Source organism: Streptomyces sp. NPDC088923, from assembly GCF_044749745.1.
GTDB lineage: Bacteria > Actinomycetota > Actinomycetes > Streptomycetales > Streptomycetaceae > Streptomyces.
Map to the genome: position 1 here is coordinate 54,314 of NZ_JBIVIO010000007.1, position 13,451 is coordinate 67,764.

Genomic DNA, 13,451 nt, shown 5'->3' on the forward strand with positions numbered 1-13,451 from the left:
GGCCGGGGGTCAGGAGGCGCGGTAGGTGTACGTCGCGGTCGACTCCTGGGCCGTCTTCCCCTGGGGGAGGTAGTCGAAGGAGTAGGAGAGGCTGTCACCCGCGCGCAGGTTGACCGGCAGTTCCCAGCGCCCCGCCCCGGCGTTCCAGGTGAGGAAGTAGTTCTCCTGGGCGGCCCCGTTCTTGCGGTAGTGGACGGTGACCCAGGTGGCGCCGTCGCTGCCGGGCTTGAACCAGATGGCGGGCTGGCCCCCGGCCGTCACCCCTTGCGTGAAGGCGCCGTTCCCGGGATTCGTCCCGCCCCCGTCGCCGGGATCGGTACCGCCTCCGTTGCCCGGGTCCGTACCGCCCCCGTCGCCCGGGTCCGTACCGCCGCCGGTGCCCGTCCCGCCGACCCACTGGCTTCCGCGCAGTTCGGCGAGGAAGCGGTCGAGGATCACGGGGTCGGCCTGGACGCGGGCGTCGCCCCAGTAGCCGTTGCCGCAGCCCGTGCCACCGGCGTTCGCGCCGTCGGCGCACTGCCACTGGGTCTGGCTGTCCCAGTCGGTGTTGATGTAGGCGGCGGCGCGGATGACGTCGCGGTTCGCGGCGATGAAGGAGAAGTAGGGCTTGTACCACTCGTTCCAGCGCGCGTCGGAATTCGCCGCGACCGGGCCCTTCTTCATGATGCAGCTCTTGGTCGCCGCGCCGTTGTCGTACCCCTGCGGCGATGACTCCGCGATCATCACGGGCTTGCCGTGACCGCGGGCGAAGTCGAGCACCCGGTTCTGGAGCCCGGTGGGCGAGGTGTCGTACGCGGAGCAACCCCACTGGGTCGCGAGCGAGCCCGAGGTGTAGAAGGCCGAGAGGCCGACCCAGTCCACGTACGCGTCACCGGGGTACCAGGTGTCGTAGTGGGCGGGGTCGGTGACGACGTAGTTCCACTCGGGGTGGTCGGTGTTGGTGTTGAGCGGCCAGGCGGCGGTCTGCCACACGGTGGCGACCTTGGTGGCGCCGAGGGCGTCGATGCGGCCCTTGATGTACTGGAAGGCCTTCTTGTAGTAGTCGGCGCTGTAGCAGTTCCACGGCCCGTCGAACTCGTAGCCGATGCGCAGGAAGACCTGCCGGTCGTAGCCCTTGAGCTTGGTGACCATGTCGTCGACCTTCGCCCGGTACTGCGCCGTCAGACTCGGGTTCCCGGAGGTCACGTCGCTGTCGTTGGTGCCGATGATGGCGCGCAACGGCTGGTTGTTGCAGCCGCTCGTCGCGTCCGAGAGGTAGAGGCCGACCGCGAGGGCCGCACCGGGGTACTGCGCGAGCGTGCTGTTGAAGTCGACCGTGCCCGAACCCCAGTTGACCGGGCCGTTCATCCCGGCAAGCGGCTCGGGACTGCCGCCGAGGACGAGGTTGGTGTACAGGGTGACGCCGCCGGGCTTCGGGGCGTTGAGCGAGGACTTGTCGAGGACGTCGCGCTTGTAGGCGGAGAGCGTGTCGCTGTCCTGGCCCATGACGGAGAGGACCTTGCCGTCGGCGGGCAGGTTGCGGCCCGAGACGGTGGCGGCGGAAGTCCCTGAGGTCGCGGCCTGGGCCGGGGCGGTGAGGCCGAGCGCGGCGAGCGCGCCGACGGCGATCCCGGCGCACAGGACGCCGGCTCGTCTTCGGAAGGAACGCATACGGATGCTCCTGATGAGGAGGTGCGGGTGGGCAAACGGAATGGTGAGAGCCCGTCAGGCATCCGTCAATCCTTCCCGTAAGTTTTCGTTGATCCAGGCTGGTCGTACGGCCGGTCCCGAAACTTTCCGCAGCCTCGGCGGCCGCCTGTCCGGCCGGAATCAGCGCTCACCAGCCCTTCGGCCTGCGCGGGTGGCCGATAACGGGGACGCTGCGGATTAACGAAACTTCAACGAAACTATTGACAGTCAATTTCGCCGGGCGGCACCTTGTGCGTGCCACACAGCGTCCGGAGCCCCGCTCCGGAGCGAGAGCCGGGCGCTCCCCCACGCCCCGGGCCGTGAGGGCCACCCCTGTCTCTTCCGCATCCGCACCTCGGAGGTCCGTATGGGCTCCTCGTACGTCCGCAGTTCACTCGCCGCCACCGCGGCACTCGGCGTCCTTCTCGGTCTCGCCGGCTGCTCCTCCGACTCGGGCGGCTCCGGCGGCGGCACCACGCTCACCGTCGCGACGTTCAGCGACTTCGGGTACAAGCCGCTCTTCAAGGAGTACGAGAAGACGCACCCCGGCATCCACATCAAGGAGCGCGTCTCCCAGCTCGACCAGCACCACAACAGCCTCTCGACGCAGCTCTCCTCGGGCAGCGGCGCGGCCGACGTGGTGGCGATCGAGGAGGGTTACATGCCCAAGTTCCGCACCGTGAAGGACAAGTTCGTCAATCTCGCGGAGTACGGCGGGGAGAAGCGCGAGAGCGAGTACCTGCCGTACAAGTGGTCGCAGGGCACGGCGGACGGCGGGAAGTTCGTCATGGGGTACGGGACCGACGTCGGCGGCCTCGCGATCTGCTACCGCACGGACCTCTTCAAGCAGGCCGGGCTGCCCACGGACCGCGAGGAGGTCGCCAAGCTGTGGCCCACGTGGGACGACTACTTCGCCACCGGGAACACCTTCCGCGAGAAGGTGAAGGACAAGGCGTGGTTCGACTCGGCGGGCAATGTCTTCAGCGCCATGATGAACCAGACCGAGTACGGGTTCTTCGACAAGGACGACAAGTACATCGGCGACAGCAACCCGCAGGTGAAGGAGGCGTTCACGAGCACCGCCAAGGCGGCGGCCGACGGCCAGTCCGCGAACCTCGTGCCCTTCAGCCAGCAGTGGAACGCCGGGATCAAGCAGGGCCGCATGGCGACCATGACGTGTCCCGCCTGGCTCACCGGTCTCATCCAGACCGCGGCCGGCCCGGAGGGCGAGGGCAGGTGGGACATCGCCAAGGTGCCCGGTGACGGCGGCAACTGGGGCGGCTCCTTCCTCACCGTGCCCAAGCAGGGCAAGCACGTGAAGGAGGCCGCGAAGCTCGCCGCCTTCCTCACCTCGGCCACCTCGGAGAAGAAGATCTTCCAGGGCCCGACCGGCTCGCTCCCCTCGCTCGTCGCGCCTCTCGACGACCCCGCCGTCCAGGACACCAAGCAGAAGTACTTCAACGACGCGCCCACCGGCAAGATCTTCGCCGCCTCCGCCAAGAGCCTCAAGCCGAGCTTCCGCGGCACCAAGGACCAGCAGGTGCGGCTCCCCTTCAACAGCGCCATCCAGCTCGTCGAGCAGCGCAAGGCCAAGCCCGCCGAAGCGTGGGACAAGGCGCTCCAGGACGCGGAGAAGAACCTGAAGCACTGACGGCGAAGGGCGGCGCGTCGTCCTGTACGCGCCGCACGACGGGCACGGGCCGGGCGGTCCGTACGGGCCCCGGTGCCCCGTACGGACCGCGCGGCCCCGTCCCGGTCCGCCCGCCGCGTCCCACCTCTGCCGCCGCCCCGCGCGGCGGCGTCCCGTTCCCGTACCCCTGCCTCCCAGGAGGACTCCATGGCGGCCGACACCGCCGGTGCCGAAGGGCGCCTCGGCACCACTCCGCGACCGCGTGTGCGGCGCGGGTTCCTCGCCCCGTACAGCTTCGTCTCCCCGTTCTTCCTCGTCTTCGGGATCTTCGGGCTCTACCCGCTGATCTACACGTTCTGGGTCTCCCTGCACCACTGGGACCGGCTCTCCGGGGACCAGGGCTACGCGGGGTTCGGGAACTTCACCGACCTCTTCTCCGATCACGACTTCTACACCGCGACGTTCAACACCTTCAGCATCTTCCTGCTGTCCACCGTCCCGCAGTTGCTCCTCGCCCTCGCCGTCGCCTGGCTCCTGGACCGGCGGCTGCGTGCCCGGACCACCTGGCGCGCGCTCATCCTCGTGCCGCAGTACGTGTCCGTCGTCGCCGTCGCGCTCGTCTTCTCGCAGCTCTTCGGGCGCGACTTCGGCGTCGTCAACTGGGTGCTCGAACACCTCGGGCTCATGGACGACCCGGTGGACTGGACGGCGGACACCTGGAGTTCGCACCTCGCGATCAGCTTCATGGTGATGTGGCGCTGGACCGGCTACAACGCGCTCATCTACCTCGCCGCGATGCAGGCCGTGCCGCGCGAACTGTACGAGTCGGCGATGGTCGACGGCGCCGGGCGCTTCCTCACCTTCCGGCGCATCACGCTTCCCTCGATCCGGCCCACCGTCCTGTTCACCGTCGTGATCTCGACGATCGGCGGGCTGCAACTCTTCGCCGAGCCCTTCCTCTTCGACCCGCAGGCCAACGCGGAGGGCGGCACCGAGCACCAGTTCCAGACCCTGACGCTGATGCTCTACAAGTACGGGTTCATCAACAACGACGCCGGTTACGCCTCGGCCATCTCCTGGGTGCTCTTCCTCGTCATCGCCCTCGTCGCGGCGATCAACTTCCTGCTCACGCGCCGGCTCGGCGCCACCGACCGCTGACCGTGCCGCTCCCGCGCGGGCCGCACACCGGCCCGCGCCCGGCCACCGAGAGGAGTGCCCCCGTGGCTCCCGTCACCACCGCCCCCGTCACCGAGAACCCGCCCGCCGCTCCGGCGCGCCGGGCCGCCCGGCCCGCCAAGGCCCGCGGCCCCCGCCACTTCGACAGCGCGGGCCCCCTCGCCTACACGATGCTCGCCGCCGTCGTCATCGCCTCGCTCTTCCCGCTCTACTGGACCTTCGTCGTCGCCTCGCACGGCGACAACTCGGTGCTCGGCGGCGCGACGCCCTCGCTCGTGCCCGGCGGGCACCTGATCGACAACATCAAGCGCGTCTTCGACACGGTCGACTTCTGGAAGGCTCTCGGCAACTCCTTCACCGTCTCGGCGACCACCGCGATCAGCAATGTGCTGCTCTCCTCGCTCGCGGGCTACGCCTTCGCCAAGATGCGCTTCCCCGGGCGCAACGCGCTGCTCGTGGTCGTCGTCATGACGGTCATGGTGCCGACCCAGCTCGGCGTCCTGCCCCTGTACCTGCTCGTGACCGACATGGGTCTGTACGGCAAGCTCTCCTCGCTCATCCTGCCCGCGCTCGTCTCCGCGATCGGCGTGTTCTGGATGCGGCAGGCGATGGAGGAGAACGTCCCCGACGAACTCATCGAGGCCGCGCGCGTCGACGGCGCCGGACCGCTGCGCAGCTTCTGGTACGTGGCATGGCCGGGCGTGCGCTCGACGGCCGCCGTGCTCGGCATGTTCACCTTCATGGCCGCCTGGAACGACTACTTCTGGCCACTCATCGCCCTGCCGCCCGAGAACGGCACCGTGCAGATCGCCCTCAACCAGCTCGCCGCCGGCTACTACACGGACTACACGCTCATGCTCGCCGGGGTCGTCGTCTCGGTGCTGCCGGTCCTCGCGCTCTTCGCCGTCCTGGCCCGCCGCATCGTCTCCGGCGTCATGGCGGGCGCGGTCAAGGGCTGAGCCCCGCCCCGCCCCCGCTCTCCGTCCCGTACGCACTCCGTACCCGTACCCCCGAGGAATCGATGACCACCGTGTCCCCGACCGGGCCCGCGTCCCCGGCGCCCGGTGCCCACGAGCGCGCCACGATCAGCAATCCGGTGCTCGCCGGTTTCCATCCCGACCCCTCGCTGCTGCGCGTCGGCGCGGACTACTACCTCGCGACCTCGACCTTCGAATGGCTGCCGGGTGTCACGCTGCACCACTCGCGCGACCTCGCGCACTGGCGTCCGCTCGGCGGCGCCCTCGACGAGGAGCGGTTGCTCGACCTCGTGGGCGTGCCGGACTCCGGCGGGGTGTGGGCACCGTGCCTGTCGTACGCGGACGGCACCTTCCACCTCGTCTACTCGGACGTGAAGAGCCTCGCGGGCGCGTACAAGGACGTGCACAACTACGTCGTCACCGCGCCCGCGATCACCGGGCCCTGGTCCGACCCGGCCCCGGCCCCCGGGCACGGCTTCGACGCCTCGCTCTTCCACGACGACCCGGCGCTCGGCGGCGACGGGCGCAGCTGGCTGCTGTGGCTGGAATGGGACCACCGGCCGGGGCACGATCCCTTCGGCGGCATCCTCCTCCAGGAGTGGGACCGCGCGGCGCGGGCCGTCACGGGCCCCGCGCACCGGATCTTCACCGGCACCGCGCTCGGGCGCACCGAGGGCCCGCACGTGTACCGGCGAGAGGGCTGGTACTACCTCGTGACGGCCGAGGGCGGCACGGGCTGGGAGCACGCGGTGACGGTCGCCCGCTCGCGCGCGGTGACGGGCCCGTACGAGGCCGATCCGGCGGGCCCGCTGCTGACTTCGTGGGAGGACCCGGGGCTCGCGCTCCAGAAGGCCGGACACGGCAGTCTCGTCGAGACCCCGGCGGGCGAGTGGTATCTCGCGCATCTCGCGGCGCGCCCCTTCGGCACGCGCGGCGCCTGCGTCCTGGGCCGCGAGACCTCGCTCCAGCGCGTCGAGTGGACGGCCGAGGGCTGGCCGCGCGTCATCGGGGAGGCCGGTACGGGGCGGCCCGCGCTCCGCGTCCCGGCCCCGCGCGGCACGGGCGACGAGGTGACGAGGGACCTCGCGAGCGGCCCCGGGCTCCCGCCGGACGCGGCGCACGGTCCCGGGCTCCTCCCGGGCCCCGAGTGGATGACGCTGCGCCGGCACGCCGACCCCTCGTGGGCCGGGCCCGGCGCCGCACCCGGTTCCGTACGGTTGCGGGGCGGCGAATCGCTCTCCTCGCTGCACCGCCAGAGCCTCGTCGCCCGCCGTCAGCAGCACGCCCGCTTCACCTTCACCGCCACCGTGGACCACGAGCCGGGCTCGCCCCGGCGCTCCGCGGGGATGGCGCACGTCTACAACACCCAGTTGTGGCACTACGCGCACATCACGGCGGACGAGGGCGGCGCCCGCGTGCTGTGCCTCGCCGTGTGCGATCGCGGCCGGTACTCCGAACTCGCCGCCGTCGCCCTGCCGGACGCGGGCCCGGTGCGGCTGCGCCTGACGGGCGACGGCCCCCTGGCGCGCTACTCCTGGGAGGACGCGGGGGTGTGGCGGCCCCTCGGTCCCGCGCTCGACACGACCCGGCTGTCCGACGAGTACGCGACCGTCGGCGGCGCGGACGGGCACTTCTCCAACTGGGGGTTCACCGGCGCCTTCCTCGGGCTGAGCGCGCAGGACCTCACCGGTGAGGGTCGTGCCGCGGAGTTCTCCCACCTGCGGTACGAGGGCGGGGTGGCGCGAGGGCCCGTCGCTGACGGACCCGGTGCGTCAGACTGACCCCGGGCCGCCGCCCCCGGGTGCCCCGGCGGCCCGCCCCGCACGTACCAGCAAGGACAGGAGTCGGAACCCCGCATGACGACACGGCCCGGCAACAAGGTGACCATCGGCGCCATCGCGGCCGAGGCGGGCGTCTCGTCCGCGACCGTCTCGAAGGTCCTCAACGGCCGCGCGGACGTCTCGACGGCGACCCGCGAGAAGGTGCAGCAGATCATGGCCCGCCGCCACTACCAGCGGCGGGGCAGCAGGCGCAGGGGCGGCATCGTCGACCTCGTCCTCAACGAGCTGGACAGCCTGTGGTCGATCGAGATCATCCGCGGGGCGGAGGAGACGCTGCGCGAGGCGGGGGTGAGCATGGTCCTCTCGGCGGTGCACGGCGACAGCGAGGGCACCACGGCGTGGCTCGACCAGCTCGCGGCGCGGCGCTCCGACGGGGCGATCCTCGTGGTGTCCGACCTGACCCCGCGCCAGCGGGCCCGGCTCACCGCGCTCGGGGTGCCGTTCGTGCTCGTCGACCCGGTCGGCAACGTCGAGGCGGGGGTGCCGACGATCGGGGCGACGAACTGGGCGGGGGCCGTCGCGGCGACCGAGCACCTCATCGCGCTCGGCCACCGGGACATCGTCCACCTCGCGGGCCCGCGCCACCTGCTGTGCAGCCGGGCCCGCGCGGACGGTTTCCGGGCCGCGATGGAGGCGGCCGAGATCCCGGTGCGCGAGGACGCCGTCAGCCACGGCGCCTTCGACGACGCCTCGGGCCAGGCCCAGGCGGAGGCTCTGGTCACGGCGGCGGAGCGCGGGGAGCGCGCGCTGCCGAGCGCCCTCTTCGCGGCGAGCGACCTCCAGGCCCTCGGCGCCTGCGCGGCGCTGCGCGCGCGGGGCCTGCGCGTGCCGCGGGACGTGAGCGTCGTCGGTTTCGACGACCTGCCGGTCTCGCGCTGGTGCCACCCCGCCCTCACGACGGTGCGCCAACCGCTCCAGGACATGGCGGCGATGGCCGCGCGGACCCTGCTGCGGCTCGTGGACGGGGAGCAGGTCGACCTGCCGCGCGTCGAGCTGGCGACGCGGCTGGTGGAGCGCGAGAGCACGGCAGCGTACGAGGCGGGGAGCACGGCACCGTAGGAGAAGGCGGAGCGGGCCGAGGTGAACGTGGCGGACTGAAGGCGGCTCGGGGATGACGGCGTGGAGGGGACGTGACCAGGCCGGACCCTTAAGGGTCGGACGTCATACTCAAGTCGGAGACGGAGGCGTCGGGTCCGTCTCAAGGGGGCCTCGAAGACACCTCTCGCGACGGTCTTCAAGAGGTGGTCCCGCCGGGAACGATGGTGTGTGTCCCCACCGTTCCCGTCCCGCAGGAGTCCCCGCTCGTGACCGTCTTCCCCCACCTCGCCTCCCCCTCCGCCGCCACGAGCGCCGTCGCGGCGCGGGCCACGGAGCTGTCCAAGGTCTACGGGAGGGGTGACACCCGCGTGGTCGCCCTGGACCGCGTCTCGGTCGCCTTCCACCAGGGGCGGTTCACCGCCATCATGGGGCCCTCGGGTTCGGGCAAGTCCACGCTGATGCACTGCGTGGCCGGGCTGGACAGCTTCAGCGGCGGCTCCGTGCAGCTCGGGGGCACGGAGCTGTCGCGGCTCAAGGACAAACAGCTCACCGCGCTGCGCCGGGACAAGATCGGTTTCGTCTTCCAGGCCTTCAACCTGCTGCCGACGCTGACCGCACGCGAGAACATCACGCTGCCCCTCGACATCGCGGGCCGCAAGCCGGAGAAGCAGTGGCTGGAGCGGGTCATCTCCATGGTCGGCCTCGAAGGGCGGCTCAAGCACCGGCCCACGGAGTTGTCGGGCGGTCAGCAGCAGCGTGTCGCCGTGGCCCGCGCACTCGCCTCGCGCCCCGAGATCGTCTTCGGCGACGAGCCCACGGGGAACCTCGACTCGCGCTCGGGCGCCGAGATCCTCGGCTTCCTCCGCGAGTCGGTGCGGGAGCTGGGCCAGACCGTCGTGATGGTCACACACGACCCGGTCGCCGCCGCCTACGCGGACCGGGTCGTCTTCCTGGCGGACGGCCGCATCGTCGACGAGATGCACGGGCCGACCGCGGAGCGGGTCCTGGACCGCATGAAGGAGTTCGACGGCAGGGGCCGCGTGAGCTGACGCCCCCGCCACCGCCCCTCCCCCCGCCGGGCCCGCGAAGGTCCCGGCCCCACCCCCACTTCAGGACTCGCCCACCCATGTTCCGTACCGCCCTGCGCGATGTGCTCGCGCACAAGGCCCGGCTTCTGATGACCGTGCTCGCCGTCATGCTCGGCGTCGCCTTCGTCTCCGGCACCCTGGTCTTCACCGACACCTTCGGTTCCGCCTACAAGAACAAGTCCGCGAAAAGCTTCGACCACATCTCCGTCGCCATCGAGCCGGACGGCGGCCGCGACCGGCCGGAGGAGGGCGGCAAGAGCACGGCCCGGCTCACCGACACACTCGTGCGCAAGGCCGCCGCGCTGCCCGGCGCGCGGTCGGCGCTCGGCAGCGTGAGCGGCTTCACCGCGCTCGCCGGCAAGGACGGCAAGCTCGTCGGCGGCAACTGGGGCAGCCGGGGCGCCAATTACTATCCGGACCCCGAGGGTCACGACCCCCGCTGGACCTTCGTCCGGGGGAAGGCCCCGGCCTCGGCGCACGAGGTGGCCCTCGACAGCCGGACCGCCGAGCGCACCGGGTACGGCGTCGGTGACTCCGTCCGCTTCTCGACGAACGGCTCCGTCGCGAGGGCCGAGGTCGCGGGCGTCTTCGACACGGACGACGGCAACGTCCTCGCGGGCGGATGCCTCCTGCTCTTCGACAACGCCACGGCGCTGCGCGTCCTCGGCGACGGCGAGTACGACGAGATCGACGTCAAGGCCGCGCCGGGCACCTCGCAGTCCGCGCTGCTCCACTCCGTACGGGGCATCCTGCCGAAGGACACCGAGGCCCGCACCGGGGCGGCGCTCTCCGCCGAGCAGGACCGGATGATCGAGCGGCAGACCAGCTCCACGAGTCAGGTACTGCTCGTCTTCGCCGGGATCGCGCTCTTCGTCGGGATCTTCATCATCGCCAACACGTTCACGATGCTCGTCGCCCAGCGCACCCGCGAGCTGGCCCTGCTGCGCGCGGTCGGCGCCTCGCGCCGCCAGGTGACGCGCTCGGTGCTGACCGAGGCGTTCCTCATCGGCCTTGTCGCCGCGGTCGCCGGAGGCGTGCTCGGGATCGGTGTCGCCGTCCTCCTCCAGACGCTCCTGAGGGCGGGAGGCGCCGGACTGCCGGAAGGCCCGCTGGTGCTCGCCCCGCGCACGGTCCTCGTGTCGCTGCTCATCGGTGTGGGCGTCACGATGACGGCCGCGTGGCTGCCGGGCCGCAGGGCCGCGAAGATCCCGCCGGTCGCCGCGATGAACAGCGTGCACGCGGCTCCGACCGTGCGCGGCCTCGTCGTCCGCAACGCCCTCGGCTCCCTCGTCGTCGCGCTCGGCACCTTGCTGCTCTTCATGGACGACAACTACGTCGTCTCGGCGGGCGCGGGCATCGTGATGGTCGGCGTCATCATCCTCACGCCGCTGCTCTCCCGCCCCTTCGTCGCGGCGGCGGAGCCGCTGCTGCGGCTCTTCGGGGTCGCGGGCAGGCTCGCCCGGCTCAACGCGGTCCGCAATCCGCGCCGTACCGCGTCGACCGCGTCGGCCCTGATGATCGGCCTGACGCTCATCACCGCGATGACAGTGGTCGCCACCTCGACGAGCGGCGCGATCGACCGGATGGCCGCCGACTCGCTCAAGGCCGACTACACGGTCTCGATGGCGAACTACGAACCCCTCGCGCCCCAGGTGAACAAGACCGTGGCCGGGCTCCCGGAGGTCACCGCCTCAAGTCCCGTGCGCACGGCGTACGGCGAGGTCGGCGGCAGCCCGGCACGGCTCTCCGGGGTCGACCCGGAGAGCATCGGCAGTCTTGTCGCCATGGACCTCGACAGCGGCTCGCTCCGCGGCCTGCGCGGTGACGCGATCCTCCTGGACCGGGACACCGCCGAGGAGCGGGGGCTGCGGACCGGTGACGACGTCACGGTGGAGTTCGACGACGACGGCGGCCGCGCGCGCCTGCGGGTCGCGGGCGTGTACCGGCCGAACGACCTGCTCAACGGTGTCTACGTGCCGACCTCCGTCGTCGATCCGCACCTGTCGGAGATCACCGACGAGAAGGTCCTCGTCCGGATGCGGGGCGGCGCGAGCGACAAGGCGGAGGACGCCCTCGTCAAGGCGCTCGGCTCCAATCCAGCCCTCAAGATCCAGGACAGGGAGGCCATCAGCGGCGAGATCGGCGGCGCCATCGACATGCTCCTGAAGATGCTGTACGGGCTCCTCGCCATGGCGGTGCTCATCGCGGTGCTCGGCGTCGTCAACACCCTGGCCATGTCGGTCTTCGAGCGGCGGCACGAGATCGGGATGCTGCGCGCCATCGGCCTGGACCGGGCGAAGGTCAAGCGGATGGTGCGGCTGGAGTCGGTGGTGATCTCGCTGTTCGGCGCGGTGCTCGGTGTGGGGCTCGGGCTCTTCCTCGGCTGGGTCGCGGGCGGCGCGGTGGGCAGGGAGGTCCCGACGTACCGCATGGACGTCCCCGTCTCGCGGCTGCTCGTCTTCCTCCTGAGCGCCGCCGTCGTCGGAGTCCTCGCGGCCCTGTGGCCGGCCCGGGGAGCGGCACGGCTCAACCCGCTCCAGGCGATCAAGGCCGAGTAGCCAGGGCCGGGTACCGGGGGGAGGAGCCGGCCCGGAGCATGGCGCTCCGCGAGTCGCCTCCTCCCCCGGAGTCCTCGCCGCCGGGATGAGGCGCCGAGGACTCCGGGGGTCGTGGCGACGTTGACGAGCGTCCCGGCGGGCGCGGCGGCCCCGGAGCGCTCGGCGACGACGGAGGTCAGGAGGGCCCGCACAGCGCGGCGGCCTCAGGACGACGGTGACTCGCAGGGCGAGGGCGTGTCCTTGGGATCGGGGGTCTCGGAGGGGGACGCCTCCTCGGCCGGGGGCTCGGTGACGCTGTCGGAGGGGCAGGGGCTCGCGGGCGGGGTGCCGGGGTCGTCGGTCGTCGAGGGGTCCGGGGTCTCGGAGGGCGACGCGGACGGCGGAGTTGACTCGCTCGGTGAGGTGGCCGAGCCGGAAGGACTGGGCGAGGGGCTGCCGCCGGAGGACGGGTCGGAGGACGGCTCGGGGGAGGGATCGGCGGGGCGGGGGGACGTGGTGCCGGGCTCGGGGCTCGGCGTGCCGTCCGGCTCCTTGCCCGGCTGGGGCCCTATCACGATGCCACCGCCACCCTTGTTCCCCTTGCCCCCGTCTCCGACGGGGGCCGTGGCCTGCCGGTCGCCCCCGGCACCCGGGCTCGTCGGCACGACACCCGTGCCGTCCGGCACCGCGTGCACGCCGTCGCGGTAGAACGCCAGCCAACGCAGCACCAGTTGGAGGTAGTCGCGCGAGTAGTTGTAGCTCAGGACCGCGCGCTCCAGGCCCGCGCCCGTCGCGAGGTCACGCCCGCCCGCACACAGGTAGCGGCCGGCGCCGAGTGCCGCGTCGAAGATGTTGTTGGGGTCCGCGCGGCCGTCGCCGTTGCCGTCGGCGCCCCAGCGCCGCCAGGTGCCGGGGAGGAACTGCATCGGACCCACCGCCCGGTCGTAGACGGCGTCGCCGTCCCAGGCGCCGTTCTCGGTGTCGCGGATGAGCGCGAAACCGTCGCCGTCGAGGGCGGGCCCGGTGATGCGGTGCCGGGTCGTGCCGTGCGCGTCGACGTCGCCGCCGCGGGCCTGCCCCGACTCGACCTGCCCGATCGCGGCCAGCAACTGCCACGGCAGGTGGCAGCCCGGCCGGGAGCGCGCCAACGAGGACTCGGCCCGCTGGTAGGCGGCGAGCACGGTCGCGGGGAGACCGGAGGACCTGCGCAGCGGCACCTCCACGACCGGGGTCCGCAGCCCCGGCACCTTCAGCGGATCGACCGGGGGTAATTCGACGTGGTAGGAGTCGTCGCCCTGCGTCGGGACCTCCGGCAGCGGGGGAATCGGCGCGGCCACCGGGCTCGGTGCGTCCTTGTGGTCCTTGGTCAGGCCCTCGACGAGGGCGGGGGCCTGCGAGGCGTTGAGCAGGGCGGTCGCGGCGACGGCGACCGCCGTACCGCGCAGGCCGCCCCGCAGGCGACGGCCACGAGGGCGCGGGATACGCAGGGGGCGCAT

9 protein-coding genes are annotated in these 13,451 nt (G+C 72.0%); 7 read left to right on the forward strand and 2 right to left on the reverse strand.

Features of this window, described 5'->3' with window-relative positions:
• Positions 1–9 precede the first annotated feature (9 nt).
• Positions 10–1,650 (reverse strand): endo-1,3-beta-xylanase, encoded by a 1,641-nt coding sequence (locus tag ACIP4O_RS24020; protein ID WP_401577379.1) that lies wholly within the window; start codon positions 1,648–1,650, stop codon positions 10–12.
• A 385-nt stretch (positions 1,651–2,035) separates the two neighbouring features.
• Here ACIP4O_RS24020 and ACIP4O_RS24025 point away from each other — a divergent pair, with 385 nt between their 5' ends.
• The 7 genes from ACIP4O_RS24025 to ACIP4O_RS24055 all read left to right on the forward strand — a co-directional run bounded on the left by ACIP4O_RS24025 (position 2,036) and on the right by ACIP4O_RS24055 (position 11,976).
• On the forward strand, positions 2,036–3,319 hold the full coding sequence (locus ACIP4O_RS24025; protein ID WP_401577381.1) for an ABC transporter substrate-binding protein: 1,284 nt from the start codon (positions 2,036–2,038) through the stop codon (positions 3,317–3,319).
• Positions 3,320–3,505: 186 nt separating this feature from the next.
• Positions 3,506–4,456 carry a carbohydrate ABC transporter permease gene (locus tag ACIP4O_RS24030; protein WP_401577383.1) on the forward strand — a complete coding sequence of 317 codons (951 nt, stop codon included), beginning with the start codon at positions 3,506–3,508 and terminating at the stop codon, positions 4,454–4,456.
• A gap of 62 nt (positions 4,457–4,518) precedes the next feature.
• Positions 4,519–5,433: a carbohydrate ABC transporter permease gene (locus ACIP4O_RS24035; protein ID WP_401577385.1), complete on the forward strand. Its 915-nt coding sequence runs from the start codon at positions 4,519–4,521 to the stop codon at positions 5,431–5,433.
• Between the two features lie 62 nt (positions 5,434–5,495).
• The gene (locus tag ACIP4O_RS24040; protein WP_401577387.1) at positions 5,496–7,232 is read left to right on the forward strand and encodes a glycoside hydrolase family 43 protein; all 1,737 of its coding nucleotides are present in this window, start codon (positions 5,496–5,498) and stop codon (positions 7,230–7,232) included.
• Positions 7,233–7,307: 75 nt separating this feature from the next.
• Positions 7,308–8,351, forward strand: a complete 1,044-nt coding sequence (locus tag ACIP4O_RS24045; RefSeq protein WP_401577389.1) for a LacI family DNA-binding transcriptional regulator — start codon at positions 7,308–7,310, stop codon at positions 8,349–8,351.
• A 200-nt stretch (positions 8,352–8,551) separates the two neighbouring features.
• Complete coding sequence (locus ACIP4O_RS24050) at positions 8,552–9,379, forward strand: ABC transporter ATP-binding protein (protein WP_401577390.1); 828 nt, start codon at positions 8,552–8,554, stop codon at positions 9,377–9,379.
• 77 nt (positions 9,380–9,456) lie between these two features.
• Positions 9,457–11,976: an ABC transporter permease gene (locus ACIP4O_RS24055; RefSeq protein ID WP_401577392.1), complete on the forward strand. Its 2,520-nt coding sequence runs from the start codon at positions 9,457–9,459 to the stop codon at positions 11,974–11,976.
• A gap of 203 nt (positions 11,977–12,179) precedes the next feature.
• On the opposite strand, the gene ACIP4O_RS24060 is transcribed toward ACIP4O_RS24055, so the two are convergent.
• Positions 12,180–13,451 (reverse strand): lytic murein transglycosylase, encoded by a 1,272-nt coding sequence (locus tag ACIP4O_RS24060; protein ID WP_401577394.1) that lies wholly within the window; start codon positions 13,449–13,451, stop codon positions 12,180–12,182.

Coding starts and splice junctions, on each gene's coding strand:
- ACIP4O_RS24020 (WP_401577379.1), bottom strand. CDS start 1,650: ATGCGTTCCTTCCGAAGACGAGCCGGCGTCCTGTGCGCCGGGATCGCC.
- ACIP4O_RS24025 (WP_401577381.1), top strand. CDS start 2,036: ATGGGCTCCTCGTACGTCCGCAGTTCACTCGCCGCCACCGCGGCACTC.
- ACIP4O_RS24030 (WP_401577383.1), top strand. CDS start 3,506: ATGGCGGCCGACACCGCCGGTGCCGAAGGGCGCCTCGGCACCACTCCG.
- ACIP4O_RS24040 (WP_401577387.1), top strand. CDS start 5,496: ATGACCACCGTGTCCCCGACCGGGCCCGCGTCCCCGGCGCCCGGTGCC.
- ACIP4O_RS24045 (WP_401577389.1), top strand. CDS start 7,308: ATGACGACACGGCCCGGCAACAAGGTGACCATCGGCGCCATCGCGGCC.
- ACIP4O_RS24050 (WP_401577390.1), top strand. CDS start 8,552: ATGGTGTGTGTCCCCACCGTTCCCGTCCCGCAGGAGTCCCCGCTCGTG.
- ACIP4O_RS24055 (WP_401577392.1), top strand. CDS start 9,457: ATGTTCCGTACCGCCCTGCGCGATGTGCTCGCGCACAAGGCCCGGCTT.
- ACIP4O_RS24060 (WP_401577394.1), bottom strand. CDS start 13,451: ATGCGCCCCCTGCGTATCCCGCGCCCTCGTGGCCGTCGCCTGCGGGGC.